Consider the following 24,154-nt stretch of genomic DNA (forward strand, 5'->3'; position numbering starts at 1 on the left):
ACCATGTATAAAACTCTAGGCGCAAATGGTTTACGTTTGGTTCACCATAAAATTTAACCCTTGCCGGCGAAGGATTATATTGACGGCGTAGTAGAGGGGCGCTGCAGCTGGAATACATCGCTGCCGCCATCGCAATAATCCATATAGCCCATGCGCGCCACCGGGCGCGACAGCCCCATGTCGATGCGGCCATCGCGAATGATCGTCTCGTCGATATGGATCGCCATGACCTGACCGATCACCATCCACGAATCCGTCGGCCTGCCGTCGACATCCCCGAGCTGCTGTATCTGGGTCACCCGGCATTCGAGGACAGCCAGCGCTTCGCCGACGAAAGGCGCATCCACCACCCGCCCGTCGACGGCGGTGAGCCCGGCAAGGGCGAACTCATCGACATCGTAGGCAACCGGCGCGGAAGAGGTGTTCATCCGGTCCACCAGATGGCGACTGACGAGATTGGCGGTGAAGACGCCGGTTTCCTCGACATTGCGCAGGCTGTCCTTCCGGCCGCTGGAGGAAAACATGACAAGTTTCGGCCGGTCCGAGATCGCGTTGAAGAAGGAATAGGGCGACAGGTTCAAGACGCCCTCCCTGCCCTTCGAGCCGATCCAGCCGATCGGCCGCGGCGCGACGATGGCCTTGAACGGATCATGCGGCAGGCCATGCCGGTTGGTGTCTGTGGTGTAGAACATCAGATGTCCCCAACCCAGGTGACGACATCGGCAAGCTCCGGTCGTGGCCGCTCCACCGGCGGGAATGTCGTTGAGCCGATATGGATATAGCCCGCGACCTTTTCTTCCGCCGTAACACCGGTTTCCGCAAGGAAGATCGGGTCGAAGGCAAACCATTCCGTCAGCCAGTTCGCCGCAAAACCGCTGGCATTGGCCGCGAAAATGAGGTTGAGGCACACCGCACCGGCGGACATGACCTGCTCCCATTCGGGGATCTTGAAATGCGGCTTGGCGGTGCTGATGACGGCGATGACAACAGGCGCGCGGGTGAAACGCGTACGCTCGGCTTCCTGCTGCTGCAGGTCCAGTTCCGGGTTCTTTTCGAGCGCGATCCTCAGCGCCGTTTCGCCGAGACGCACACGGTCCTCGCCGCGATAGACGACGAAACGCCACGGCGCGAGCTTGCCATGGTCAGGGACGCGCACAGCAAGGCGCAGGATTTCCTCGATTTCCCCTTTCGAAGGTCCCGGTTCACTGAGTTGCAGGGCGGGCGTGGAGCGGCGAACCTTGAGATAATCGAGGAGCTTGATATCGCTGGTCATGATCAAAAATCTTCCATTCTGCTGTCATCGCGAAACATGGGCCTTGAAATAGCCATGGCATTGGTTTTGAAGTGATGCGGGAAAATCAAGAAGTCAATCGGTATCGAAAATGTCGGCAATCAAAATCGCGGCACGTCTGGCCATTGCATGTGCTGCGCTTGACCTTTTATCACAGGCCGCTTTTTCGCAGGATGCCTTTAAAGACTTCAAGCAGCTCGGCGGCACGCCGAAAATGCCGAAACTCAATGCTTTCACCGCCCCGACAGCGCCCAATGCCCCCGAAAGCACCGCCCGCGATATCGCCATGGAAGCCAAGCTGACCAGCGAAGGCGAAGCGGTGAAGGAGGGCCTGTCCTGGCGCGTCTTCAGCCCCATTCCCGGCGCCGATGGCAAGCTACCGATGCTGGCAAGCTCCGAGGGCGGCTCGGCGGAATTCCATCTGGTGCCGGGCGAATATTTCGTCAACGTCGCCTTCGGCCGCGCGGGCGTCACCAAGAAGCTCAATGTCCCGACGTCAGGCAACGTCCAGAAACAGGTGCTGATTCTCGATGCCGGCGGTTTCGTGCTGAATGCGGTTGCGGGTTCCGACAAGCAGATTTCCGGCAACCAGCTCAAATTTTCCGTCTATTCGTCAGACGCCCGCCCCGATGGCGAGCGCGGCCTCGTCATGTCCGATATCAAGCCCAACACCATCGTGCGGCTGAATGCCGGCACCTACCACGTTGTTTCCGAATATGGCAACGTCAACACGGTGGTGCGCGCCGACATCCAGGTGGAAGCCGGCAAGCTGACGGAAGCGACGCTGCAGCATCAGGCGGCGCAGATCACCCTCAAGCTCGTCTCCGAAGAGGGCGGTGAGGCGATTGCCGATACGGCCTGGTCGGTGCTGAACGGCGGCGGCGACGTGGTGAACGAAAGCGTCAGCGCCTTTTCGACCATGGTGCTGGCGGAAGGCGAATATACCGCCATCGCCCGTAACAAGGACAAAGTTTTCCAGCGCAATTTCAAGGTGACCTCGGGCCGGGATTCGGATGTCGAAGTGCTGATGAAGGATCAGGCGCCGGAAGACATGACCGGGGATTTCGAGTAGGTTTCGCTGCCTGCTCAAAGGCGGAGCGCCTTGAAGGCCCTACACACTCCACGTCATCCTCGGGCTTGACCCGAGGATGACGTGCAGAGAGCTTTTAGCGCCCCTCACCCACAAACAAAACGGCCCCCGAAGGGGCCGTTGTCATTTCTCACGCAACCTGCTTCTTCGCCGCAAGCTTGCGCTTCACATCCGGCGGCGTCGCCTCGTCCACAAGGCTCGTAATCGCGTCTTCCAGCGACATCGACGTCTGGTTCTGCGAGCCGAGACGGCGGATATTGACGGTGCGCTCTTCCGCTTCCTTGCGGCCGCAGACGATGATGACCGGAACCTTGGTCACCGAATGCTCGCGGACCTTGTAGTTGATCTTCTCGTTGCGGAAGTCGGTCTCGACCGCCATGCCCGCCTCGCGCAGCGCTTCGGCCACTTCGCGACCGTAATCATCGGCATCCGAGGTAATCGTCGCGACCACGACCTGAAGCGGCGCGAACCACAGCGGCATGTGACCGGCGAAGTTCTCGATGAGAATGCCGAGGAAACGCTCCATGGAGCCGCAGATGGCGCGGTGGATCATCACCGGCTGCGTCTTTTCGGAGTTCTGGTCGATATAGAAGGCGCCGAAACGTTCCGGCAGGTTGAAGTCCACCTGCGTCGTGCCGCACTGCCATTCACGGCCGATGGCGTCCTTCAGCGTATATTCGAACTTCGGCCCGTAGAACGCGCCCTCGCCCGGCAGGATGCCGGTCTTGATGCGGCCTTCGGACTGTTCCTCGATGGTCTTCAGAACATCCATCATCACGCTTTCGGCGCGATCCCAGAGATCGTCGGAACCGACGCGCTTTTCCGGGCGCGTGGAGAGCTTGACGACGACTTCGCTGAAACCGAAATCCTCATAGACGGAGAGGATGAGGTCGTTGATGCGCAGGCACTCCGCCGCCATCTGCTCTTCCGTGCAGAAGACATGCGCATCGTCCTGCGTGAAGCCGCGAACACGCATCAGGCCATGCAGCGCCCCCGAAGCCTCATAACGATGCACGGTGCCGAATTCCGCAAGGCGGACGGGCATTTCGCGGTAAGACTTCAAGCCATGCTTGAAGATCTGCACGTGACCCGGGCAGTTCATCGGCTTCAGGGCGAAAACGCGTTGATCGGCTTCCTCGTCATCGGGATGGGTGAAGGCATGGGCGGATTTTACCGCGAACATGTTCTCCTGATACCAGCCCCAGTGACCGGAGGTTTCCCACAGCGACTTGTCCAGCACCTGCGGCGCATTGACTTCCTGATAGGTATTGGCGAGCCGGCGGCGCATATAGGCCGTCAGCGTCTGGAACATGCGCCAGCCCTTGCCGTGCCAGAACACGACGCCCGGGCCTTCTTCCTGGAAATGGAACAGGTCCATTTCGCGGCCGAGACGGCGGTGGTCGCGCTTTTCGGCTTCGGCCAGCACATGCAGATAATTGTCCAGCTCTTCCTGCGTCGCCCAGGCGGTGCCGTAGATGCGCGACAGCATCGCATTGTTGCTGTCACCGCGCCAATAGGCCCCGGCCACCTTCATCAGCTTGAAGGCCGTGCCGATCTGCCCCGTAGAGGCCATATGCGGCCCACGGCAAAGATCGAACCAGTCGCCCTGATAATAGATCTTCAGGTCCTGACCTTCCGGAATGGCGTCGACGAGCTCGACCTTGTAGTTCTCGCCCTTGGCGGCGAAAACTTCCTTGGCCTTCTCGCGCGACCAGACCTCGCGGGTAAACGGCTTGTTGCGCAGAATGATTTCCTTCATACGCTTTTCGATCTTCGGCAGATCTTCCGGCGTGAAGGGTTCGTTCTTGGCGAAGTCGTAATAAAAGCCGTTCTCGATGACAGGGCCGATCGTCACCTGCGTACCGGGCCACAGTTCCTGCACGGCTTCGGCCATGACGTGGGCGGCATCGTGGCGGATGAGTTCCAGCGCACGCCCGTCTTCACGCGTGACGATCTCGATTTTGCCATCGGTGATGGTCTCGGACAAATCGCGCACGGTCCCGTCAAGCGCAATGGCGACAGCCTTCTTGGCAAGCGATTTGGAGATGGATTCGGCGACCTCGCGGCCGGTCGTACCGGCGGGGTAGCTACGCACGGATCCATCGGGAAATGTAAGGGAAACAGCTTCAGACATCGTCTAATCTCCTGTCCAGTCCCGCCAACGAATGCGGGTGGTGTTGGAATAATGATTTGCCCGCGACAAGCGGACAGGCAGGCTGATAAAGGCTTTTGCCATTGCAGTCAAAGGCGAAGGATAGCTCAGCGAAGCATTTGCGCGAGACCATTGACCGTATTGGCGTTGCGGGTCGTGCCGATACCGAGCCTTTTGGTGGTCAGCACGGACAGCAGCCTGCTCTCGCTCGGCTTGCCGCAAAAATCGATCCACAAGTCGCCGCCGACCACGGCAATTTTTTCCTGCTGGCGATACTTATCGAGCAATCCGAGAACCTTGCCGTCAAGCGGCTCCCGCATGACCCGAACGCAGACGTCAGGCGGATTGCCGTGCGGAAACGGGTTATCCGCCGCCAGTTTCAGCCAGTTGCCGCCCGAACGAACCAGAATATCGACATGTTTGCCGAAGCGGTCTTCGAAGGCGCGCTCCAGCCTGTCCTCAATCTTACGAACAGGTGCCGCCCCGGCGCGAAAAACCAGATTTCCAGTCGCGACCAGCGTTCTGCATTCGGCAAATCCCAGCTCTTCCGCCATTGCCCGCAGATCGGCCATGACGAGCCGCTTGCCGGCACCCAGCACGATGCTGTGCAGCAGGGCCACATGGTCATTCATCGATGCGGGCTCCAGTAACGCCACGGCATCCACCAGCGCCTGCTGCGATCGATTGCTTCCGGCACCGGGTCCAGCCCGCTGGTGCCGCCCGGGCCGCAGCGCGCGACGCGAAACAGCGTCATCCACCCGCCGGCCCAGAGCCCATGGCGGGCAATGGCTTCATAGCCATATTCGGAGCAGGTGGGGATATGACGGCAGGAATTTCCGATGAAGCCGGATAGCGTCAGCTGATAAAGCCGGATGAAACCGACGCCCAGAAGCCGCCCCGGCGTTTTGGCAAAAGTGCCGCCCCAGTTGCGGGATCGCCCGGCCCTTACCGCCTTCTCGGAATGCCGGCAGCCCGGTTCGCCGCACATAGCCTAACCCGCGACGTTCAGAACCGGCCGGCCTTCGATCTGGTCGAGCGCATCGACCACCGCTTCGAAGGTCAGCATGGTGGAAGCGTGGCGGGCCTTGAAATCGCGGACAGGCTGAAGCACCCGCATATCCTCGAATCGGCCCGTCGGCCCCTCGCCGTCCTGTTTCAGCATGGCGAGCATGTCTTCCCGCGCCTGCCGGATTTCGCCGCTGGAAGCCCCGATGATGTGATGCGCCATGATGGAGGCGGAGGCCTGGCCGAGCGCGCAGGCGCGAACCTCATGCGAAAACGCCGTCACGATGCCGCCTTCGACCTTCAGATAGACCTTGAGCTTCGAACCGCAAAGACGGGAGTGTTTTTCGGCGCTGGCGTCGGCATCTTCAAGAACACCTGTCAGCGGAATATTCCCGGCAAAGTCCAGAATGCGATTATTGTAGATATCGTCCATCGTTGGTGCCCGGCGCGCTCAAAAATGCCCAAAAACGGGACAGGTCAATTTTTTCAAACACAGCGTTTGTCGCAGTGAAGCTTTCCTGCCCTTCGTTCTCATTATATGCTAACGAGCTTTCTGGACATCAAGCCGTGATCAAATTAACGGCTCCGATACCGAAATAACAGCATCGGCCTTGCCAAAATGCTGTAAAACAACCAGATAGCAGCAACTGCGAACATGAGTTCGCGATGAAAAACGAATTCAGGTGCGGCCTTTACCCGCATCGGGAGAGACGGAATGGATGCGATCGTGAAGAATTTCCCCGGCGCTGGCGCAAAACCCGACGTGGCAGAAGCTCGCCCAAGCCAGGCCGAAGCGGAGGAAGCAGTGCGCGTTCTTCTGCGCTGGGCAGGAGAAAATCCGGCCCGCGAAGGACTTCTGGATACGCCGAAGCGCGTCGCCAAGGCCTATCGCGAGCTTTTTGCCGGTTATGAACTCAACGTTCAGGACGTGCTCGGCACGACCTTCGAGGAAGTCGGCGGTTATGACGATGTTGTGCTGGTGCGTGACATCCCCTTCTTCTCCCATTGCGAACACCATATGGTGCCGATCGTCGGCAAGGCGCATGTCGCCTATCTTCCGGCCGGTCGCGTGCTCGGCCTGTCGAAGATCGCCCGCGTCGTCGAAATCTTCGGCCGCCGCCTGCAGACGCAGGAAAACATGACGGCGCAGATCGCCAGATCGATCGAGGAAACCCTGAAACCGCGCGGCGTGGCCGTCATGATCGACGCCGAACATATGTGCATGTCCATGCGCGGCGTAAACAAGCAGGGGTCGACGACGCTGACCACCAGCTTTACCGGTGTGTTCAAGAACGATCCGGCCGAACAGGTGCGCTTCATGACCATGGTGCGGAACCGCTAAGCGCCGAACCGAAGGCCGTAACGCGGTTTTCGGAAAATCCGATGCGCAAGAAAATCCAGAGTGGCGGAAGCAGATCCGTTTATCCGCCGCTCCCATCGTTCCGCCAGTTGATTTTCCGGGGTAACCATGTCCATTCCCTTTCCATCCGCCCCTGCGGATAAGGAAGTGCTCGAAAACGCAGGTCTTTTTTCGCCGAAATTCGATGCTCACGGCCTCGTCACCGCCGTGGTCACCGATGCGCGTGACGGCGAGTTGCTGATGGTCGCCCATATGAATGCGGAAGCCCTGTCGCTGACGCTGGAGACCGGCATCGCCCACTATTACAGCCGTTCGCGCGACAAGATATGGAAGAAAGGCGAAACGTCGGGCAATCTGCAGACGGTGAAGGAATTCCGCACCGATTGCGATCAGGACGCCGTGTGGCTGAAGGTCTCCGTCGCCGGCCATGACGCGACCTGCCACACCGGTCGCCGCTCCTGTTTTTATCGCACGGTCGAACTCTCCGACGGCCAGGCGGTGACGAAGATCACCGACGATACCCGCCATTTCGATCCGGCGACCACCTATTCCGCAAGTTGAACGGCCACCTTCCATCGGCCGCACCAATTTGCTACCAATATAGCGGGTTCCGGGGATAGGACGGAGCCTGAAGGAACTGGCAGGGAGTGCGGTCATGTTGGGATGGGGAAATCGTCACAATCATCTTGCGGCTGGCAATCCCGAAGCCCTAGGCAATGAACCGCCGGTCAACCAGATCGTCGATACGCGCAGGATTGCGCTCGCCCTTGGCGGCGGGGCGGCGCGCGGCTGGGCTCATATCGGCGTCCTGCGGGCGCTGGATGAGGCCGGGGTGAAGATCGGCATGATCGCCGGCACCTCTATCGGGGCGCTGGTCGGCGGTTGTTATCTGGCCGGCAAGCTCGATGAGCTGGAAGAATTCGCCCGCTCGCTGACGATGCGCCGCATTGCCGGCCTGCTCGATCTCACCATCGGCGGCGGCGGGCTCTTCGGCGGCATGCGGCTGACCAAGCGCATGCAGGAACATCTGGAAGGCCTGCGCGTCGAAAACCTCGACCATCCCTTCATCGCCGTCGCGACGGAACTGCGCACCGGCCACGAGGTCTGGATTCACCAGGGCGATCTCGTCACCGCGCTGCGCTCTTCCTACGCGCTGCCGGGCATTTTCGAACCCGTGCAGTGCAACGGCCGCACCCTGATCGACGGCGCGCTCGTCAACCCCGTGCCGGTTTCGGTCTGCCGGGCCTATGAGCAGGCGCTGGTCGTCGCGGTCAATCTGAATTACGACCTCTTCGGCCGCTCCGCCGTGGTCAAGCACGCCGCCTCGCCGTCGCATGGCGGCGTCGCACCGGCGGTGGAAAGCCCGCCGCGTCCCGGCCTGCCGGGCGTCATGGTGCAGGCCTTCAACATCATTCAGGACAGGATTTCACGCTCGCGCCTGGCGGGCGACCCGCCCGACCTGATGCTTCACCCCCGCATCAACGATATCGGCCTCTCGGAATTCCATCGCGCCAGCGAAGCCATCGACCGGGGATATGAGGAAACGCGCTCCCGCATTCCGGAGCTTGAGCGCATGCAGCAGGCATTCCGGCGCTAGCGCCCTGCTTTAAGCACGAAACGAATAGATGAAACGCCCAGCCGTGGTGAGACCATGTATTGGTATATCTCAGTCCTGCCCCCGACCGACAAAAGCACACTGTGCGACACGAATCGATTGATCGGGTTTCTGGAAGAGCAACCTGAACTCAAACGGACAAACGATGTCAGCTTTGCGTCGGCGGAGGGTCAGCCCTGGATTGACATCACCATTGTGAAAGGAACGGCCGATGGCAACTGGTCAAGCAGCGGCAAATTCATTTCACAGTTCAATCGGGTTGAAATTGTCTGCGCCGATTGTCCACAGCGAGACTTCTACGTGGACATATCCACCAAAATAGCCGACTTTCTTCAATGGCGATACGTGACGGAAGGTGACGTATGAGTCCCGGCCCGAGACTGAAGCTTTTCCAGCTGTCTGAAGCCGGGACGCAAGATCACCCGGCAATATAGGCCTTGATGTGCTCCGCTTCGGCTTCGATCTCGCCAATCCGCGCCTTCACCACGTCACCGATGGAAATGATGCCGGCAAGGCGGCCGTTCTCTTCAACCGGCACATGCCTGAAGCGCCCGCCCGTCATGATTTCCATCAGCTCATCGGTGGTGGAATTGTGATGACAGCGAATGACATTCTTGGTCATGGCCACCGACACGGATTGCTGGAGGGAAGCGGCACCCTGGCCCGCCACGGCCTTTACCAGATCGCGCTCCGTGAAGATGCCGAGAACGACGCCATCGGCGTCGGTCACGACGACGGAACCGATCTTATGCGCATGCAGCGTTCCCGCCGCTTCGCCAATGCTGACCTCCGGACCGACAGTCACGACGTCCCGGCCCTTGCGGTCGAGAAGATCCTTTACGAATGTTGGCATGCCTTCCTCCTCTTTTCAGCGATACGCAGCGCCGCAGTCTCCCCCGGCGGTTGCAAATCATGGGATATGGTGCGCTGAGGTCCGCATGAATGCAATCCCGGATGGGACGCGCGAAAGCAAATTTGCGCCACGGCCGACAAGGAGCGTGATCGGCTCAGACCAAGCGTCGATCGAAAAGCCCGAAGAACAGGAAGCCGAGCAGAAAGCCGAAGACATGCGCATCCCAGGCGATTTCACCGCCGACATCGCCGAACAGCGGTACGCCGACCGCAATCAGCACATTGCCGAACAGCCACATCAGCGTGAAGATCAGCACGGTGCGGTTGGAAAGCGCCCCGAGAATGCTCTGCCGCGGCATCAGATGGCCGAAGGAGGCGCTATATCCGCCACGTGCGGGGAAAGCGAAGCGGCAGGCCGCCCCCATCAGCGCCGAAACGACACCGGAGGCTCCGATCAGCACCGTCACATCCCCCCAGTTCAGCGCCGCATGACCGAAGGCGGAAACGGCTGCGGAAATGCACCATAACAGCACGAAGCGCACTGTTCCGATCCGGCGCAGAACCGGCGCGCCGAAGGCCATCAGCCACAATCCGTTAAAGAGAATGTGCTCGATGCCGCCATGCAGGAAAGAATAGGTCACCGGCGTCCAGAACCATTCCAGCCCCTGCTGGGAAAACGGCACCGCATAACGCAGCGGAATGAAGCCGAAGGTGAAAATGAACCAGCCATTGCCTTCCTCGGAGAGAAGATAGGCGGGAACGACATAAGCGACGATAAGCGCCGCCAGAATGCCGACCAGCAGCGACGGCAGGTTGAAGACGGGATTGCTCGTGTCGTCTTTCGGCTCCGGCGTTTCCGAAACCGGCGGCTGTTCGCCGTCCCCGTAGGACATGATCCCATCCCTGTCTGGTCGAAATTTGCGTTCTCCGAGCAATATAGGAAGCCCGGACGAAAAAAAAGCCGTCCCGCCTTCGAAGCGCGCGACGCCAAACCGCAACCGGTTCGAGCTTCGGGCCAGGGGCGGTCCGGCTTGCCGGCGCACCCTGAAAAACACGGGCAGCGCCATCAATTGTGCTGAAGGGAGTGTCCCCCGACATGGCGGCAGCGATGCCACGGCCATGGTCGCCGCGCAATATCAACCATTTGTTAACCTTAACAAATCCGGTTGGCATGAAAATCGCTACACCTCGGAATACAGACGTTCGGATGGACATGATGTCCCAAAAACGCACATGGAGAAATGCTATGAAAAGCATGGCCGGACTGGACATATATGCCTATTGGGATGAACTGCGCGGCAAAAGGCCCGTGCCGCGCCGCGAGGATATCGACCCCGCAAAGCTCAAGACCCATCTCGGCGACCTCTTCATCCTGACCGACAAGGGAGAAAACACCCCGTTTTTCCGCCTTGCCGGCACGCGCCTTTGCGACCTGTTCGGCCGGGAATTGCGCGACCGTCCGTTTTCGGAGCTGTGGCAACCGGCAAATGCCACCTTCCCCTGCCGGGTGGCGCGCGGCATCCTGCAGCATCAGTTGCCCGTCGTTTTCGATGTCGAAGCGGAGGACGACTTTGGCGCCGCACCGATGGCCTTCGAAATGCTGCTCTTGCCGCTGCATACCGATCCCGACGCCGCACCGAGACTGCTTGGCGCCCTGCTTCCGGAACGGCCGCGCCATGAATTCGCCAGCCCCATCCACTCTCTGTCGATGAAAAGCAGCCGCCTGCTGCGTATGGACATCATGTCGGCAGGAAATTCCGCCGGCATGGAAGCGGCCGCCACCCCCTTTGCCGGACGTTATTGAGTGGCACATCCGCTTCACATGCACGGGCTGAAAAGCAACGACCGAAGCGGAAACGCGATAAAATAAGTCAGAGCTGTAACGATTTTGTCGATCAGAAAAATTGTAGAGGTTAAACAATACAGTCTGTTAACTCGCACAGAGTAGAAACTTATCGTCATCATTCATTACAATTGCGCTGCTCATGTTTTCGTCTCGCTCGGTCAACACCGCCCAAATCCTGCATCCGGTTGAGGAAGCTCACCTGGACGACGCCGTTCGCGTGTCTTTCACCGGCCGCCTGATGTTGCCCGACCATGAAGAATATGATTGCACCGCAACCGAAATGACCGCCGAAAGAGCGCAGTTCACCTGTTCGGGCCTCGCCCGCCACGGTGACCGCGTCATCGCCTATCTTCAGCATATCGGCCGGATCGAAGGCACGGTGACATCGCTGACCGCTTCCGGTTTCCTCATCGCCATCAACGCGCCGGAGCGCAAGCGGGAAAAACTCGCCGCCCAGCTCGCATGGATCGCCAAGCGCCAGCTGCTCGGCCTGCCGGAAGACCGTCGCCACGACCGCCTGACACCACGCAATGCCAGGGCGCAGCTTGTGCTGGAAGACGGTGTGCTCGTCGCTTGCCGGCTGATCGACCTTTCCCTTTCCGGCGCGGCAATCGAGATAGAAAACCGGCCGCCGCTCGGAAGCCGGGTGCAGCTCGGCAAGAACATGAGCGGCAAGATCGTGCGCCACTTCATGGAAGGCGTCGCAGTCGAATTCGACCGGGTCCAGTCGCCCGACGCGCTGATTGAATTTCTCTAGAACGCTCCAATAAACCCGGCAGGTTTTTCGCCCATAAAAGACGTGCGGCTTTCCAGCCCGCGTTGCGCTCTCGCCATGGCCTTGCAATTGAGAGATTCGCGGATCGTGTGCGGCTATCCATGTTTTGCCCCTGCCCGTCAGCCTCGGGCACCGCTCGTGGCGTCAAGCGCTTCATTCTCCACTTCCCACTGCCGAACGTTCATTTTACGCCGTGACCGTATAGGCCATCCCGCGATGCACGGCGTGTCGACCGGAAAGCGCCACTGCAAGGGACAGCCGTGCATCTGACAGGCCAAGATCCCCCTCATCGATAAAAATGATCAGCGTATCGGAATATGCCGCGTCCTCAATCAGCCCAGTTACGGTGCGAACTGACGCGAAAAGCACCCGGCAAAACATTTCTTCCAGAAAAAATGCAGTTTTTTGAATTTTTTTTGACGCCTGTTTTCGGCCTGTCCCAGCCTGAAACAGCCATCCCAAAACGGGAAATCCGCCTCTTCGCCGAGCGCCGCGGGCCGACCGCACACGGCGACGGAAACCACAGCATGTGGAAAATCGCTTTCAATACAGCACTCTAGATGGCTACCAAAAGCCTAAGGTCAGGATGCGTAAAATTGTAATAAAATTTGCTTCAAACACGCATAAAAACTAGTTCGAATACAGTTCAAAACAGCGGCTAATTTGCTGAAATTTAAGCTCAAATTGCGCCTCGCAAATTTCCGCCGGGTCAAAATATACCTGCGAATGTCTCCTCACCACGGGGAGACAAGCAATGAACAAGAACAACCGTTTCGTTTTCACTCTGATCGCATTCATCGTCAGCGCCTTCGCGCATCAGGCAAGCGCCTCACCGGCCGCCGTCATGCGCGTCATCGGCAAGGCCAACCCGCCGATCGGCCATTATGAATTCTGCCAGACCTATCAGAGCGAATGCCAGCCGACCTCGCTGGACAACGGCCCGATGAAGCTGACCGAAGAGCGCTGGAAGACGATGCTCGACGTCAACTACACCGCCAACACCACCATCACGCCGATGACCGACATGGAAATCTATGGCGTCGAAGAGCGCTGGGCCTATCCCACCACGGTCGGCGATTGCGAAGACTTCGTGCTTCTGAAGCGCAAGATGCTGATGAACAAGGGCTTCTCCGCCTCCAACCTGCTCATCACCGTAGTCCTGCAGCCGAATGGCGAAGGCCATGCCGTTCTGACCGTCCGCACGGACCGTGGCGATTTCGTCCTCGACAACATGCGCAACAAGGTCATGATCTGGTCGGAAACCGAATATACCTATCTGAAGCGCCAGGACACCGCCAATCCGGGCCGCTGGGTGAAAATTCAGGATGGCCGCGCCATCAATGCGGTTGGCGGCATCAACTGACCGCACGACCGGCCCATCTCCCCAAATAAAAAAGCCTGCTCCGCAAGGGGCCGGCTTTTTCATTTTCAAATCCAAGGACCGTCAGAGCAACCCAAGCTCGGCCAGTTCCCGCCTGAGATCGGAAGGCATGTCCTCGCCGCCCGTACCGCCGCCGAGATCGCGCGGCGCCTCGTCGTCCTTCAGGTAACGCCAGCCTTGAAACGGCCGCTTCGGCGCCGGTGAGGTTTCGATCACCTCGGGACCAAGAATGAGATCGCAGCGGGAAATACCGTCCTCGCCCTTGAAAGAGCGGATATCGAGAAGTTTCTGCCGCGCCTGCACCTGGCCCTTGATGACCCAGTAGAGCGAACCGCCCTCGAGCAGTTCCTCGACACGTTTCGGGATCATGCGGGTGGTGTGGACGCTGTGCGGCTCAAGGCCTGCGGCAATGGCGATCAAGGCGCGATGCGCGACCCAGTCTCTCAAGTCCTGGATTGAATCCGCGCCGACGCAAAGTTTGATGAGATGTAGAGGCATGGTTCTATCAATGCCTTTTTGCGGCGGGCGTCAAGCATGGCAGCCGTGCCTGACGCCCTGCCCGCTCAGCACTCCACAACGTTCACGGCGAGGCCGCCGGTGGAGGTTTCCTTGTATTTCTCGCTCATGTCGTTGCCGGTCTGGCGCATGGTCTCGATACAGGCGTCGAGCGGCACGAAATGCTGACCGTCACCCTTCAGCGCCAGCGACGCCGCCGTCACCGCCTTCACCGCACCGAGCGCATTCCGCTCAATGCAGGGCACCTGCACGAGACCGGCAATCGGATCGCAGGTCATGCCGAGATGATGTTCGAGCGCGATTTCCGCGGCATTCTCCACCTGCTCGGGCGATCCGCCCATGACTGCGGCAAGGCCTGCCGCCGCCATCGCGGCTGCGGATCCAACTTCGCCCTGACAGCCGACTTCGGCGCCCGAAATCGAAGCATTGTGCTTGATGATGCCGCCGATGGCCGCCGCCGTCAGCAGGAAGTCACGCACGTCGTTGACCGTCGCATCCTCATGGAAATGGCGGAAATATCTGACGGTCGCCGGGACAACGCCTGCCGCACCATTGGTCGGCGCGGTGACCACGCGGCCGCCGGCGGCGTTTTCCTCGTTCACGGCCATGGCGTAAACGCTCAGCCAGTCATTGGCCATGACCGGGTTCAACCGATTGCTGCGCCATTCCGCATTCAGCTTCTCGTAAATGGAGCGGGCGCGGCGGCGCACCTTCAGGCCGCCAGGCATGATGCCGTCCACTTTCAGACCGCGCTCAATACAGCCGTTCATGGCTTCCCAGATCTGGTCGAGTCGCTCGTTCAGTTCCTCGCGGGAAACCACCGTTTCCTCGTTCGCCCGCTTCATCTGGGCGATGGTGCGGCCGGAACGCGCCGCCATATCCAGCATTTCCCGCGCGGTCGCGAAGGGATAGGGCACGCGCGGACCGTTATCGATGGTCTTGCCGCGCTGCTTGATCGCCTCCAGCTCCGTATCGGTCACGATGAAACCGCCGCCAACCGAATAATAGATGCGCTTGACGAGCAGCCTGCCCTGATTGTCGAAGGCGGAGAAGGTCATGCCATTGGCATGGCCGGGAAGCGGGTTCTTCCTGTCGAAGATCAGGTCCTCGGCCGGGCGGAACGCATAGGACGGATGACCGGGCGGCGTCACCGTGCCGGCCTTTTCCACCGTTTCGATAATCGCGTCCATGGCGTCGGGATCGACAAGGTCCGGCCGTTCACCGGTGAGACCCAGAATGACGGCGCGCCCCGTGCCATGGCCGATGCCGGTAAAGGCGAGAGAGCCATGCAGGCTGACCTTCAGCTGCGCGACGGACGCGCCCGCCGGCCGCGGCCATTCATCGCTGAGGATCAGCGCCAGAAAGCGGTTGGCCGCCGTCATCGGCCCCATCGTATGGGAGCTCGAAGGACCGATACCGATCTTGAAGACGTCGAAGACCGAAAGAAACATGAAGTTCGTCCTGAATAAAAATGGATTCCACCCCCATCATATCCAAAGCCGAAACGGATCGCCACAAAAGAGCGTCAGCGGTTTGCGCAGCTGCGACATCAGCGCCTTCAAACGAAAACAGCACGGTTTCCAGAGGAAAACCGCGCCGTTTCAAAACCCGTCATTCAGGAGAGATGCTTATGGGCTGCCAAAAATGTACGTCAATGCGAGAAAAGCGGCAAAGCCTGCAAGTGCGCGCAAGGTAACGCCCCAGCAGGATTTCTGAGCGGTTTCTTCCATGATTACTCCAGCTATTCACTCTCCGGGGGATCTTCAAGACCCATCCCGTTGAGGCAAGCATTTATTAAAATCCGGCGGGGAAGGCAAATGCAAAAAGCGGCTAAATGAAGGCGTTTTTGACGGGCTGCCATTCGCCCCGTGCATAGGTATGTGAAAAAACAAGGTGTTAGCAGCAGGCTGCAAAGCGCGCCATTTTTGGCTTCGCCTCAATTTAGGCTAAAGTGTAACCGTTATTTAAAGCCTTTGTACAAACTCCTGTTGAAAACCTCCTGTTACCGGCACGTTACGGTCGAATTTCTGCCGCTGAAGCACCGCGCCTTGAAAGGCCGCCAGTGCTGCTTTATCGACGATGGCAACGGCAACGATGCGAGTCTTTCCATGCAGCAGGCATCCTCTTTTCCCGACCGTGAAACGGTCGCGTCGAAACTGACTTCGCTGACAAGCGAGGACAAGGCCTGGGTTTTGCTGCTGATGGAAAATGCCCTGCAGGACGAAAACCTGCTGGCCGGTCTCAATCTTTATCTCGACCAGCAGACCAATGCCCGCTTCCTGAACAGCCTGAAGCTGGAAGCGGTCGGTGAATGGCTCGGCGGCAATGCCCCTGCCCGCCTGCAGATCCGCACGGCGGAAATTGCCAAGGCCAGCCAGCATCCCGCTTATCTCGCCTTCCGCAAGGGGCTGACGGCGTCGGCTGGCCTCGAAAAAGCCTATCCCAAAGCGCCGATCTGATCTTTCCGGCTAGTCCGGCACCCTGTCGACCACAGCGATGATCGGCCCTATCGGAAACAGCGAGTCCCGCCTCTTCATCGCGGGGATATCGACGCTGGATATGGTGCCGTCGAGATAGAGCGCATTCGGCGCATCCAGCACATCCCTGAACAGCGTGGCGAAATCGTAAAAGCGAACGGTATTTTCCGAAATGGCGAAATGAACCGTGCCGTCGCGGGAGACGCCGACGCCGTTGCGTCGCTTCAGGCTGTCGCTATCGGGCAGAAAGCGCGGATGCAGCTTGCCATCGATGACGAGCATCGGCCCTGACTGCGTGGCGAAGTCCGGCTTCGGATCCGTTGCCAGATAGGCCTGCGTTTCCAGCACGCCGGCCGCGGCGCCCTTCAGATAAAACACGCCGTTGGGCAGAAGGTGGAAATTGCCCCAGCCGCCGCCGGTGCTGATGGGTGTGCGTTCGACGCCATTTTCGACAAACAGGCCCACGGGTGAATAATCGGAATGGTACATGCCGCCGTTCATGGCAAAAACGCTGAACATATGCTGCCGCCACAAAGCCGAAGAAAGATCGGCGAAGGAACGATATCCCTGACCGGAGACATGGTCGCGATCGTAAATCCTGATCGTGTTTTTCGCCGGATCGAAACTGCAGACGGTGTAACGACCACCCGCATGGTCCATGATCCGGCAGAAGTCGGCCTGCCCGCCGGCCTGGGCCGAAAACGGCAGCAGCAATGGCAACAGCAGCTTCGCCAGTCTTTTCATCGATCCGTTCATGCCCACCCCTTTGATTCTCGCCGGGGGAACATTCGCAAAAATTCGGTCAAAGAAAAGGCGTCACCCGTGTTTCAGGGTGACGCCGGATTTTCAAGGGGAGATGCCGTCAGCGACGGGCGGCGCGGTCCACATTGCGGCCGGCGTCCTGCGTTGCGTCGACGGCGTTCGCCGTGTCCCGTCCGATGCCGCGAATGGTGTTACCGCAGGAACTCAGGGTCACGACGGTCAGCAAGGCCACGAAAACGGTCGAAAGAATGCGTGTGATCATTGAAACAACTCCCCTATGACTTGCCGTCCAAAGGCAAGCACCGATGTGATATGCGTCACAATAACGTGAGTCCCAAAAAACGGTTCCAGCGGCATTTCAAAAAATCCTGCCGATGAAAATTAACAGGGTTTTGAACTTCCCGGGTGAAACTCGGCGTCTGGATCATGACTTGGGAAAATCCGGTGGGGAGATATGACTGAAACCAACAATCGGCTTCTGGTGATGACGGCGGGCGGCATGAACCCCAATGTCATGATCAATGCGCTGGCGGACAGATTTCCCGACATCCATGTCTTCATGGAGCGGCCGGAAGAAAAGTCGGTCATTCTCAGGCGACGCGCGCGACGGCTCGGCTGGATTGTCGCCGCGGGCCAGATGGCGACGATGATCGCCTCACGGCTCGGCAAACGTTTTGCTGTCAGAAGAAGCAATGAGATCATCGCCGAACACGGCCTTTCTCCCGATCTCCATCACAGCCTTCCTGTCACACAATTCGCCTCGCTCAACGATGAAGACTGCCGCGAGGCCGCCAATCTGCTGAAACCGGCGGTGATCTTCACGATTTCCTGCCGCCTGCTGACGCCGACCACGCTTCAGGCCCTGCAATGCCCGGTCATCAATTTCCATGCCGGCATCAACCCCGCTTATCGCGGACAGATGGGCGGTTACTGGGCGCTGGTGGAAAAGGACCGCGGCAATTTCGGCGCGACCGTGCATCTGGTCGACAAGGGTGTGGATACCGGCGCCACGCTCTACGAGAAGCGGCTGAAACCATCCCCCTCCGACACGATCGCCACCTATCCGCTGCTTTTGACCGCCGCTTCGGTGGATATCGCCGTCAGCGCCATCGAGGACGCCCTTTCCGGCAGCCTGGCGCCGCAACCGCCCTCACCCGGCAAATCGGTACTGCGTTTCCCGCCGACCATCTGGACCTGGCTGTGGAACGGTGTGACGAAACGTATCTGGTGAAACCGCATGTCAGGGAATTGCGACCGAGCTTCGTCGCAGATGCAAGCCTGTCTTGCCGCAACAGGCACAGACTTCGCCGCGAAATCGGTGCATGATAATGAAAAGGATCACGCACAAATTGCCCGATATTTCCGCCGCTTCCATCATTCCCGCCTCCATCGAAGCCTCGCCCGCGCAGGTGCTCGGCGCGACGGACCTTGCCGGCCTCTTTCCGCAGGGCGTTCGCGTTTACCTGACCGACACCGGAGCGGCTTCGCAGGAAAAGCTCGTCGAAGCCGCTGCACATTTGCGCGGCCTCGGTTACCAGCCGGTACCGCATCTTGCAGCACGGCGCATCCCCTCCCGCGCAGGGTTTGAGGAACAGGTGCGACGGCTTGCAGGAGAAGCAGGTGTTACGGATGTTCTGGTCGTCGGCGGCGGTGTCGACCGCCCGGCCGGTCCCTTCGCCTCCAGCATGGACATGCTGTCGTCAGGCATTTTCGACCGCTGCGGCATAAGACACATCGCCATCGCCGGCCACCCCGAAGGCAGCCCCGATTTCAGCGACGATACGGCGATGGCCGCACTCAGGCTGAAACGGGATTTTGCCGAAAGAAGCGATGCCACTATGCGCATCGTCACCCAGTTCGGCTTCGATCCGGCGCGTTTCATCGCCTGGGCGGAGGGGCTTGTCGCGTCAGGCATCGATCTGCCGGTGCATATCGGCGTTTCCGGCCCGGCCAAGATCACGACGCTGTTGAAATATGCCGCGCTCTGTGGCGTCGGCAACTCGATTGCCTATCTCAAGAAGAATGCGCTTTCCCTGACGACGCTGGCCAAGGGCCATTCACCGGAAAGCATCGTCGGACCGATAGAACGGCACTGGCAGGCCAATCCGCAGGGGCCGATACGGCAGATTCATGTCTTCCCCTTCGGCGGATTGCAGAATTCGGCCGACTGGCTGGTCAAACGCGGAAGCTGGCAGACCGGCGGTGCGAACCGTTCGGCATCGCCGGATTCGATGGCTGGCTGAAGCCGGCCCTGACGGCGCGACGGCTCGCCGCCGCCGCACACTCCCCGACGACCTTAGGCCGCCTTGGCTACCTCGACAAAAGCGTTGCGAATGCTCTCGGCCACGGCAAGAACGGGGCGCGACGCCTTGTCGCCCATGATCAGACGGATATCGAAACAGCCAAGTTCCGGCAGTCCCTCCTTGTCGCCCAGAATGACCATGTCATTCAGCACGTAGGATCGCGGCAGCGGCGCAATGGCGAGATCGGCGGCAATCGCCGCGCGCTGCGCCATGGTATGGCCGCTGAGATAGGCCACGCGGAAATTGCGCCCGCGCCGTTCCAGCGAGTTTATCGCTTCCGAACGCCAGATGCAGCCCTCTTCCCAGATGGAAATCGGCAGCGGATCGCGCAGATAGGCCGTGCCGCATTTTGCGCCGGCCCATACCAGACGCTCGCGCATCAGCACCTCGCCGGTGTCGCGCAGGGGATGGGAGGCACAGTTGACGAGGGCGAGGTCGAGCCGCTGCTCGTCCATGCGCTTGTAGAGATTGGAACTGGAATCGATGGTGACGTCGATCATGATGCCGGGGAAAGCCTCGGCAAACCGCTTGAGAATGCCCGGCAGCAGGCCACGTTCGCCAATATCCTCAGGCGCACCGAGCCGGACGACACCGGAAAGCTCCGGCATGACGAACCGCGACACGGCCTCGTTGGAGAGCGCAATCATCCGCCGCGCATAGGTCAGCAACGTCTCCCCGTGCGCCGTCAAGGTCACCGAGCGGGCATCGCGCAGGAACAGTGTCGTCTTCAACTGCTCCTCGAGTTTCTTGATCTGCATGGAAACGGCGGAAGGCGTTCTGAACACCACTTCTGCGGCGGTGGAGAAATTTCCCGTTTCCGCAATGGCGACGAAGGTTCTCAATATGTCGTTATCCAGCAACGGCAGCGGTTGGCGGAAAGTCACGGTCATGGCACGCACCTTCAAATATTTTGATTTATAGATGGATATCATTTCGTTTGATTGAATGTCAACAAGCGCGCACCATCCGGGACATCGATTGATGGGGCGGATTTAGCCTCGTTGGAGTGAAGCGCTGACGATCATGCGGATTGGAATCTTTTCCGCAGGTTTACCGCCAATTCATTCCAAAATCTGATGAATGACATAAGATTCATTCTCTTGTTTGATGAAACAGGCAAGCGCATACCGAAGTCGCAAACAGGATCGTGGTTCAGGAAAGGATCAAGACATGACCATGATACATTATCTCCCGGTGACGAACCGTTCGTCGCATCGCCCGTCCCCCACCGGCTGGCTGCGTCGCCTGTCCGACAATGTTTTCGCCCGTTACGCAGAATGGCGCCGCGCCAGGATGCTTCGCGCACTGGAGGCGTTGCCGCCTGAAACATTGAAGGATATCGGATGGCCAACCGTCGAAACCACCCGCATACACATCATCCGCAAATGATGTGCAACCGATGGCTCGCAACCGTTGCGCGTTTTGCGAGCCATCCCTGCCCCCGCCCGAAAGGCGAGACAGGGGCGCAAAACAGCCTGCCTGTTTTGCATGCGACACAGCGCCTTTTTTAAAGGCTTGTCGCAAAATTTGCATATTTCAAAAGCTATTTTTTGACAGCCCCGAATCCACGGCGTATTTTTCGCTAAAGATGTCGTAAACAGGACATCCAGAAGACCAATTCCAAGGGAGGAATTGCGTATTCGCAACGGAGCACGGGCAAATGAGCAGGAACTCCCAGAAGAAACGCTCAATCGTCTTTTTTCTCATTCCGCAATTTACCATGCTGCCCTTCGCCGCAGCGGTTGAAACGCTTCGCATCGCCAACCGAATGTTGGGCTATCAGGCCTATGAATGGCGCCTCGCCTCGCTCGATGGCCAGAAGGTCATGTCATCAAGCGGCATCTGTCTTGAGGCCGATACCTGTCTTGCCGACGAAAGGCGATACGTCAGCGGCGAGAACCGCCCGGAAATGGCGATCATCTGTTCGGGCATCGATGTGGACCAGCACATCAACAAGTCGGTCAATGCCTGGCTGCGCGAAGCTTATAATCGCGGCATCGCCATCGGCAGCCTCTGTACCGCCGCCCATATCCTCGCGCAGGCCGGCCTTTTGAACGGCAAGCGTTGCGCGATCCACTGGGAGAACCTGCCGGGTTTTTCCGAGGCCTTCCCGCAGGTGGAAGTCTATGCCGATCTCTTCGAAGTCGACAGCAACATCTATACCTGCGCCGGCGGCACGGCCTCGCTGGACATGATGCTGAGCCTGATCGGCCAAGATTTCGGCGAAAACCTCGTCAACCGCGTCTGCGAACAGCAATTGACTGACCGGGTGCGCAGTCCCAACGACCGCCAGCGCCTGCCGCTGCGCGCCCGCCTCGGCGTGCAGAACAGCAAGGTGCTCTCGATCATCGAATTGATGGAAGGCAATCTCGCCGAGCCGCTGTCGCTGCTCGACATTGCCGATGCCGCCGATCTGTCGCGCCGGCAGGTGGAGCGCCTCTTCCGCCAGGAAATGGGCCGTTCACCCGCCCGCTATTATCTCGAGATCCGCCTCGACCGCGCCCGCCACCTGCTGGTGCAATCGGCCATGCCGGTGGTCGAAGTCGCCGTCGCCTGCGGTTTCGTCTCCGCCTCGCATTTCTCCAAGTGTTATCGCGAAATCTACAATCGCACGCCGCAGCAGGAGCGCGCCGAACGCAAGCTGCTTATCAGCGCCTCGCGAATGGCGATGGCGAGCCAGGCAGGCAAGGCCGCGCATTGAAGACGCGGCTTTAATATATATTCAGGTGCAGCAGTGCGTATCTGAGGAATGCAAACCTCTCCTTCGTCATGCCGGAGTTGATCCGGCATCCAGCCAAGGCGCGTCTGCGCCGTGAGAAGTGTCTCTTGCGATCAAGGACTTGATCGCGCTGGACCCCGGATCAAGTCCGGGGTGAGTGCGGATGATGGAACTGTGGTAAAATCGTAGGTTCGCGAGCGGCCAGCAAAGACCCGGTTCGCAAGACTGCCCCAACACAATCAGACCAAGTCACCCAAACGGCCGAACCGCATGGGCAAGGTCTTCCGCCGTCATGCCATCGCCTGCCCTATGGCCGGCCTCGCCATGCAGCCAGACCCCGGCCGCGGCTGCTTCAAAGGCGGGAGCTCCCTGCGCCAGCAGCGCGCCGATGATACCGGCCAGCACATCGCCTGACCCAGCCGTCGCAAGGCTCGCGGGAGCATTGGTGTTAACCAGCGCCCGGCGGCCATCCGGCGCGGCAATCACCGTATCCGCGCCCTTATAGACCAGAACAGCGCCACTGCGCGCCGATGCGACCTGCGCCCTTTCGATCTTGCTCAATCCGGCATCCTCAACAAGATCGGGAAACAGCCGTGCAAACTCGCCCTCATGCGGCGTCAGTACAAATTTGCCCGCGCCTGAGGTGATGCACTCGAACAAGACCTCCCTGTGATCCCTGAAAGCCGTGATTGCATCGGCATCCAGCACCACAGCCCTGTCTCCAAGCAGGGACACGAAGTGCCGCGCCTTTTCGAGATCGCCGAAACCCGGGCCGAGAACGAAGGCCCCATGACGCCGGTCGTCCAGCCATGACTGCAAATCGTCGGCATCGTCCACCGGCGCACTCATCACCGCCGTCAGCGTCACGGACAGCACATCGAGCGCTTGCCTCGGCGCGGCGATGGTGACGATCCCCGCCCCCGCCTTCAGCGCCGAAAGCGCCGCCATACGGCTTGCACCCGTCGCATGGGCCGGGCCGGAAAAGACGGTCAGATGCCCGCGACGGAATTTATGGGTTTCCATATCGGCATGAGGCAAGGAATCCCGCCAGACCAGCGGATCATTTTCCGCCACCGATCCCGCATGGGCATCAAGAATGCGGAAGGGAATGCCGATATCGAACACCTCGAGCGTTCCACAAAGCTCCCGCCCCGGCATCAGCAGATGACCGGGCTTGCGCGCCATGAAGGTCACCGTCCGCTCGGCCCTGAACGATGCGCCGAGAGGCACGCCCCGCCTGCCGCAGAGGCCCGAGGGCAGATCGACGGCGAGAACCGGCACCCTCGCCCGCGTGACCGCCTCGATCACCCGGATGAGCTCCTGCGGAACATCGCGGGACAATCCGGCCCCGAAAACCGCATCGACCACCACGTCGCCGGCAAGCGGCGTATAGTGACCCAGCGGTTGCGGCGTCACGCCGCTGCGCTCGAACGCCGTCCGCGCATCGCCCCTGAGCGCACCGACATCGCCGAGATGATGAACCGCAACGACCGCCCCGCTCTGCAAAAGCGCCCGCGCCGCCACGTAACCATCGCCGCCATTGTTGCCGCCGCCGCAGAGCACGACGAAACGTCGCGCCTGCGGATAGTAACGCAACGCCGAGGCGGCGACCGCCTGCCCCGCCCGCTCCATCAGCTCATAAAGTGGAATGCCGGATTGCCCGGCCGCCACATCGATGCGGGCCATGACAACAGGATCGATCAGGAAGAGGTGCCGGAGGGATTTCATGGCCCGATCATCCTTTCAAAACGCCGGAAAGGCAATCGATACAAAAATGAGCAGATCGCCGTGTCCAAATAATAGACAATTGCATAAAATATAAACAAACAGCCATTTCCTTGTGCGCGCCTTTCCAAATATTCAAAAAATCTAAAATAATACAAATTCACGGAAATGCTGATGGATTTTTCGGCTTTCTGCGAGAAATTGGCTGGAAAATCCCAAAAAGCGAATGCATTTTGTGCCGGAAGGCCGGGGGATCGAAGTTTTTTCTTCACGCCCGCTTCCGAT

At 59.6% G+C, this 24,154-nt stretch carries 29 protein-coding genes; 14 read left to right on the forward strand and 15 right to left on the reverse strand.

Annotated features, from left to right (window positions below; all coding sequences use genetic code 11):
- Positions 1–74 precede the first annotated feature (74 nt).
- Complete coding sequence (locus N5D22_RS08305; RefSeq protein WP_279657214.1) at positions 75–692, reverse strand: flavin reductase family protein; 618 nt, start codon at positions 690–692, stop codon at positions 75–77.
- Positions 692–1,273, reverse strand: coding sequence for a nitroreductase (locus N5D22_RS08310; protein WP_279657213.1), 582 nt, complete (start codon positions 1,271–1,273; stop codon positions 692–694). Before N5D22_RS08310 ends, N5D22_RS08305 begins: the two co-directional genes overlap by 1 nt.
- A 109-nt stretch (positions 1,274–1,382) precedes the next feature.
- Between N5D22_RS08310 and N5D22_RS08315 the strand changes: the two genes are divergently transcribed.
- Positions 1,383–2,363, forward strand: a complete 981-nt coding sequence (locus N5D22_RS08315) for a hypothetical protein (RefSeq protein ID WP_279657212.1) — start codon at positions 1,383–1,385, stop codon at positions 2,361–2,363.
- A gap of 148 nt (positions 2,364–2,511) precedes the next feature.
- Here the strand turns inward: N5D22_RS08315 and thrS are convergent, their stop codons facing one another.
- The 4 genes from thrS to N5D22_RS08335 all read right to left on the reverse strand — a co-directional run bounded on the left by thrS (position 2,512) and on the right by N5D22_RS08335 (position 5,971).
- Positions 2,512–4,515 (reverse strand): threonine--tRNA ligase, encoded by a 2,004-nt coding sequence (gene thrS, locus N5D22_RS08320; protein WP_279657211.1) that lies wholly within the window; start codon positions 4,513–4,515, stop codon positions 2,512–2,514.
- 125 nt (positions 4,516–4,640) lie between these two features.
- On the reverse strand, positions 4,641–5,165 hold the full coding sequence (locus tag N5D22_RS08325; RefSeq protein WP_279657210.1) for a DUF1697 domain-containing protein: 525 nt from the start codon (positions 5,163–5,165) through the stop codon (positions 4,641–4,643).
- Positions 5,162–5,521, reverse strand: coding sequence for a membrane protein insertion efficiency factor YidD (yidD, locus tag N5D22_RS08330; RefSeq protein WP_279657209.1), 360 nt, complete (start codon positions 5,519–5,521; stop codon positions 5,162–5,164). The genes N5D22_RS08325 and yidD overlap by 4 nt, the downstream gene beginning before the upstream one ends.
- 3 nt (positions 5,522–5,524) lie before the next feature.
- Complete coding sequence (locus tag N5D22_RS08335; RefSeq protein WP_279657208.1) at positions 5,525–5,971, reverse strand: iron-sulfur cluster assembly scaffold protein; 447 nt, start codon at positions 5,969–5,971, stop codon at positions 5,525–5,527.
- Positions 5,972–6,253: 282 nt separating this feature from the next.
- Here N5D22_RS08335 and folE point away from each other — a divergent pair, with 282 nt between their 5' ends.
- From folE to N5D22_RS08355, 4 genes are all read left to right on the forward strand, one after another.
- Positions 6,254–6,880, forward strand: coding sequence for a GTP cyclohydrolase I FolE (gene folE / locus N5D22_RS08340; protein ID WP_003523394.1), 627 nt, complete (start codon positions 6,254–6,256; stop codon positions 6,878–6,880).
- A gap of 126 nt (positions 6,881–7,006) precedes the next feature.
- Positions 7,007–7,459, forward strand: coding sequence for a phosphoribosyl-AMP cyclohydrolase (hisI, locus tag N5D22_RS08345; RefSeq protein ID WP_279657207.1), 453 nt, complete (start codon positions 7,007–7,009; stop codon positions 7,457–7,459).
- A gap of 94 nt (positions 7,460–7,553) precedes the next feature.
- Entirely contained in the window at positions 7,554–8,495 is a 942-nt protein-coding gene (locus N5D22_RS08350; RefSeq protein ID WP_279657206.1) for a patatin-like phospholipase family protein, read from the forward strand.
- A gap of 54 nt (positions 8,496–8,549) precedes the next feature.
- Positions 8,550–8,879, forward strand: coding sequence for a hypothetical protein (locus N5D22_RS08355; protein WP_279657205.1), 330 nt, complete (start codon positions 8,550–8,552; stop codon positions 8,877–8,879).
- A gap of 52 nt (positions 8,880–8,931) precedes the next feature.
- Here N5D22_RS08355 and N5D22_RS08360 read toward each other — a convergent pair whose 3' ends face one another.
- Together N5D22_RS08360 and N5D22_RS08365 are read right to left on the reverse strand one after the other, a co-directional pair.
- On the reverse strand, positions 8,932–9,366 hold the full coding sequence (locus N5D22_RS08360) for a CBS domain-containing protein (RefSeq protein WP_003523399.1): 435 nt from the start codon (positions 9,364–9,366) through the stop codon (positions 8,932–8,934).
- Between the two features lie 154 nt (positions 9,367–9,520).
- A complete protein-coding gene (locus N5D22_RS08365) occupies positions 9,521–10,258 on the reverse strand; it encodes a rhomboid family intramembrane serine protease (protein WP_279657204.1) in 738 nt (245 codons plus the stop codon).
- 353 nt (positions 10,259–10,611) lie between these two features.
- Between N5D22_RS08365 and N5D22_RS08370 the strand changes: the two genes are divergently transcribed.
- Positions 10,612–11,169: a PAS domain-containing protein gene (locus N5D22_RS08370; protein ID WP_279657203.1), complete on the forward strand. Its 558-nt coding sequence runs from the start codon at positions 10,612–10,614 to the stop codon at positions 11,167–11,169.
- A 181-nt stretch (positions 11,170–11,350) separates the two neighbouring features.
- Positions 11,351–11,968 carry a PilZ domain-containing protein gene (locus N5D22_RS08375; RefSeq protein WP_279657202.1) on the forward strand — a complete coding sequence of 206 codons (618 nt, stop codon included), beginning with the start codon at positions 11,351–11,353 and terminating at the stop codon, positions 11,966–11,968.
- A gap of 204 nt (positions 11,969–12,172) precedes the next feature.
- Here the strand turns inward: N5D22_RS08375 and N5D22_RS08380 are convergent, their stop codons facing one another.
- Positions 12,173–12,448, reverse strand: coding sequence for a hypothetical protein (locus N5D22_RS08380; RefSeq protein ID WP_279657201.1), 276 nt, complete (start codon positions 12,446–12,448; stop codon positions 12,173–12,175).
- A gap of 292 nt (positions 12,449–12,740) precedes the next feature.
- Here N5D22_RS08380 and N5D22_RS08385 point away from each other — a divergent pair, with 292 nt between their 5' ends.
- A complete protein-coding gene (locus tag N5D22_RS08385) occupies positions 12,741–13,349 on the forward strand; it encodes a transglutaminase-like cysteine peptidase (protein WP_279657200.1) in 609 nt (202 codons plus the stop codon).
- Positions 13,350–13,430: 81 nt separating this feature from the next.
- Here N5D22_RS08385 and N5D22_RS08390 read toward each other — a convergent pair whose 3' ends face one another.
- Positions 13,431–13,865: a DUF1489 family protein gene (locus tag N5D22_RS08390; RefSeq protein WP_279657199.1), complete on the reverse strand. Its 435-nt coding sequence runs from the start codon at positions 13,863–13,865 to the stop codon at positions 13,431–13,433.
- Positions 13,866–13,930: 65 nt separating this feature from the next.
- Entirely contained in the window at positions 13,931–15,334 is a 1,404-nt protein-coding gene (locus N5D22_RS08395; protein WP_279657198.1) for an L-serine ammonia-lyase, read from the reverse strand.
- Here N5D22_RS08395 and N5D22_RS08400 point away from each other — a divergent pair.
- Both N5D22_RS08400 and N5D22_RS08405 read left to right on the forward strand, forming a co-directional pair.
- Positions 15,333–15,599, forward strand: coding sequence for a hypothetical protein (locus N5D22_RS08400; RefSeq protein WP_279657313.1), 267 nt, complete (start codon positions 15,333–15,335; stop codon positions 15,597–15,599). The genes N5D22_RS08395 and N5D22_RS08400 overlap by 2 nt on opposite strands.
- A gap of 392 nt (positions 15,600–15,991) precedes the next feature.
- Positions 15,992–16,342: a hypothetical protein gene (locus tag N5D22_RS08405; protein ID WP_279657310.1), complete on the forward strand. Its 351-nt coding sequence runs from the start codon at positions 15,992–15,994 to the stop codon at positions 16,340–16,342.
- 9 nt (positions 16,343–16,351) lie between these two features.
- On the opposite strand, the gene N5D22_RS08410 is transcribed toward N5D22_RS08405, so the two are convergent.
- Positions 16,352–17,116, reverse strand: coding sequence for a phosphodiester glycosidase family protein (locus tag N5D22_RS08410; RefSeq protein WP_279657197.1), 765 nt, complete (start codon positions 17,114–17,116; stop codon positions 16,352–16,354).
- Between the two features lie 106 nt (positions 17,117–17,222).
- A complete protein-coding gene (locus N5D22_RS08415) occupies positions 17,223–17,384 on the reverse strand; it encodes an entericidin (protein ID WP_279657196.1) in 162 nt (53 codons plus the stop codon).
- Between the two features lie 192 nt (positions 17,385–17,576).
- Here N5D22_RS08415 and N5D22_RS08420 point away from each other — a divergent pair, with 192 nt between their 5' ends.
- Positions 17,577–18,353 (forward strand): formyl transferase, encoded by a 777-nt coding sequence (locus N5D22_RS08420; protein ID WP_279657195.1) that lies wholly within the window; start codon positions 17,577–17,579, stop codon positions 18,351–18,353.
- Between the two features lie 91 nt (positions 18,354–18,444).
- The gene (locus N5D22_RS08425; protein WP_279657194.1) at positions 18,445–19,365 is read left to right on the forward strand and encodes a methylenetetrahydrofolate reductase; all 921 of its coding nucleotides are present in this window, start codon (positions 18,445–18,447) and stop codon (positions 19,363–19,365) included.
- Between the two features lie 53 nt (positions 19,366–19,418).
- On the opposite strand, the gene N5D22_RS08430 is transcribed toward N5D22_RS08425, so the two are convergent.
- Entirely contained in the window at positions 19,419–20,357 is a 939-nt protein-coding gene (locus N5D22_RS08430; protein WP_279657193.1) for a LysR family transcriptional regulator, read from the reverse strand.
- 238 nt (positions 20,358–20,595) lie between these two features.
- Between N5D22_RS08430 and N5D22_RS08435 the strand changes: the two genes are divergently transcribed.
- Together N5D22_RS08435 and N5D22_RS08440 are read left to right on the forward strand one after the other, a co-directional pair.
- Entirely contained in the window at positions 20,596–20,814 is a 219-nt protein-coding gene (locus N5D22_RS08435; RefSeq protein WP_279657192.1) for a hypothetical protein, read from the forward strand.
- Positions 20,815–21,085: 271 nt separating this feature from the next.
- Positions 21,086–22,126: a GlxA family transcriptional regulator gene (locus tag N5D22_RS08440; protein ID WP_279659061.1), complete on the forward strand. Its 1,041-nt coding sequence runs from the start codon at positions 21,086–21,088 to the stop codon at positions 22,124–22,126.
- Positions 22,127–22,393: 267 nt separating this feature from the next.
- On the opposite strand, the gene N5D22_RS08445 is transcribed toward N5D22_RS08440, so the two are convergent.
- Positions 22,394–23,872 (reverse strand): NAD(P)H-hydrate dehydratase, encoded by a 1,479-nt coding sequence (locus tag N5D22_RS08445; RefSeq protein WP_279657191.1) that lies wholly within the window; start codon positions 23,870–23,872, stop codon positions 22,394–22,396.
- Positions 23,873–24,154 lie beyond the last annotated feature (282 nt).

This window comes from Agrobacterium sp. GD03872, from assembly GCF_029840625.1.
In the GTDB taxonomy this organism is placed as follows: domain Bacteria; phylum Pseudomonadota; class Alphaproteobacteria; order Rhizobiales; family Rhizobiaceae; genus Agrobacterium; species Agrobacterium fabrum_A.

Excerpts from the sequence above, each read along its gene's own strand:
- N5D22_RS08305 (WP_279657214.1), bottom strand. The coding sequence starts at position 692 with ATGTTCTACACCACAGACACCAACCGGCATGGCCTGCCGCATGATCCG.
- N5D22_RS08310 (WP_279657213.1), bottom strand. The coding sequence starts at position 1,273 with ATGACCAGCGATATCAAGCTCCTCGATTATCTCAAGGTTCGCCGCTCC.
- N5D22_RS08315 (WP_279657212.1), top strand. The coding sequence starts at position 1,383 with ATGTCGGCAATCAAAATCGCGGCACGTCTGGCCATTGCATGTGCTGCG.
- thrS (WP_279657211.1), bottom strand. The coding sequence starts at position 4,515 with ATGTCTGAAGCTGTTTCCCTTACATTTCCCGATGGATCCGTGCGTAGC.
- N5D22_RS08325 (WP_279657210.1), bottom strand. The coding sequence starts at position 5,165 with ATGAATGACCATGTGGCCCTGCTGCACAGCATCGTGCTGGGTGCCGGC.
- yidD (WP_279657209.1), bottom strand. The coding sequence starts at position 5,521 with ATGTGCGGCGAACCGGGCTGCCGGCATTCCGAGAAGGCGGTAAGGGCC.
- N5D22_RS08335 (WP_279657208.1), bottom strand. The coding sequence starts at position 5,971 with ATGGACGATATCTACAATAATCGCATTCTGGACTTTGCCGGGAATATT.
- folE (WP_003523394.1), top strand. The coding sequence starts at position 6,254 with ATGGATGCGATCGTGAAGAATTTCCCCGGCGCTGGCGCAAAACCCGAC.
- hisI (WP_279657207.1), top strand. The coding sequence starts at position 7,007 with ATGTCCATTCCCTTTCCATCCGCCCCTGCGGATAAGGAAGTGCTCGAA.
- N5D22_RS08350 (WP_279657206.1), top strand. The coding sequence starts at position 7,554 with ATGTTGGGATGGGGAAATCGTCACAATCATCTTGCGGCTGGCAATCCC.
- N5D22_RS08355 (WP_279657205.1), top strand. The coding sequence starts at position 8,550 with ATGTATTGGTATATCTCAGTCCTGCCCCCGACCGACAAAAGCACACTG.
- N5D22_RS08360 (WP_003523399.1), bottom strand. The coding sequence starts at position 9,366 with ATGCCAACATTCGTAAAGGATCTTCTCGACCGCAAGGGCCGGGACGTC.
- N5D22_RS08365 (WP_279657204.1), bottom strand. The coding sequence starts at position 10,258 with ATGTCCTACGGGGACGGCGAACAGCCGCCGGTTTCGGAAACGCCGGAG.
- N5D22_RS08370 (WP_279657203.1), top strand. The coding sequence starts at position 10,612 with ATGAAAAGCATGGCCGGACTGGACATATATGCCTATTGGGATGAACTG.
- N5D22_RS08375 (WP_279657202.1), top strand. The coding sequence starts at position 11,351 with ATGTTTTCGTCTCGCTCGGTCAACACCGCCCAAATCCTGCATCCGGTT.
- N5D22_RS08385 (WP_279657200.1), top strand. The coding sequence starts at position 12,741 with ATGAACAAGAACAACCGTTTCGTTTTCACTCTGATCGCATTCATCGTC.
- N5D22_RS08390 (WP_279657199.1), bottom strand. The coding sequence starts at position 13,865 with ATGCCTCTACATCTCATCAAACTTTGCGTCGGCGCGGATTCAATCCAG.
- N5D22_RS08400 (WP_279657313.1), top strand. The coding sequence starts at position 15,333 with ATGAAGTTCGTCCTGAATAAAAATGGATTCCACCCCCATCATATCCAA.
- N5D22_RS08395 (WP_279657198.1), bottom strand. The coding sequence starts at position 15,334 with ATGTTTCTTTCGGTCTTCGACGTCTTCAAGATCGGTATCGGTCCTTCG.
- N5D22_RS08405 (WP_279657310.1), top strand. The coding sequence starts at position 15,992 with ATGCAGCAGGCATCCTCTTTTCCCGACCGTGAAACGGTCGCGTCGAAA.
- N5D22_RS08410 (WP_279657197.1), bottom strand. The coding sequence starts at position 17,116 with ATGAACGGATCGATGAAAAGACTGGCGAAGCTGCTGTTGCCATTGCTG.
- N5D22_RS08415 (WP_279657196.1), bottom strand. The coding sequence starts at position 17,384 with ATGATCACACGCATTCTTTCGACCGTTTTCGTGGCCTTGCTGACCGTC.
- N5D22_RS08420 (WP_279657195.1), top strand. The coding sequence starts at position 17,577 with ATGACTGAAACCAACAATCGGCTTCTGGTGATGACGGCGGGCGGCATG.
- N5D22_RS08425 (WP_279657194.1), top strand. The coding sequence starts at position 18,445 with ATGATAATGAAAAGGATCACGCACAAATTGCCCGATATTTCCGCCGCT.
- N5D22_RS08430 (WP_279657193.1), bottom strand. The coding sequence starts at position 20,357 with ATGATATCCATCTATAAATCAAAATATTTGAAGGTGCGTGCCATGACC.
- N5D22_RS08435 (WP_279657192.1), top strand. The coding sequence starts at position 20,596 with ATGACCATGATACATTATCTCCCGGTGACGAACCGTTCGTCGCATCGC.
- N5D22_RS08440 (WP_279659061.1), top strand. The coding sequence starts at position 21,086 with ATGAGCAGGAACTCCCAGAAGAAACGCTCAATCGTCTTTTTTCTCATT.
- N5D22_RS08445 (WP_279657191.1), bottom strand. The coding sequence starts at position 23,872 with ATGAAATCCCTCCGGCACCTCTTCCTGATCGATCCTGTTGTCATGGCC.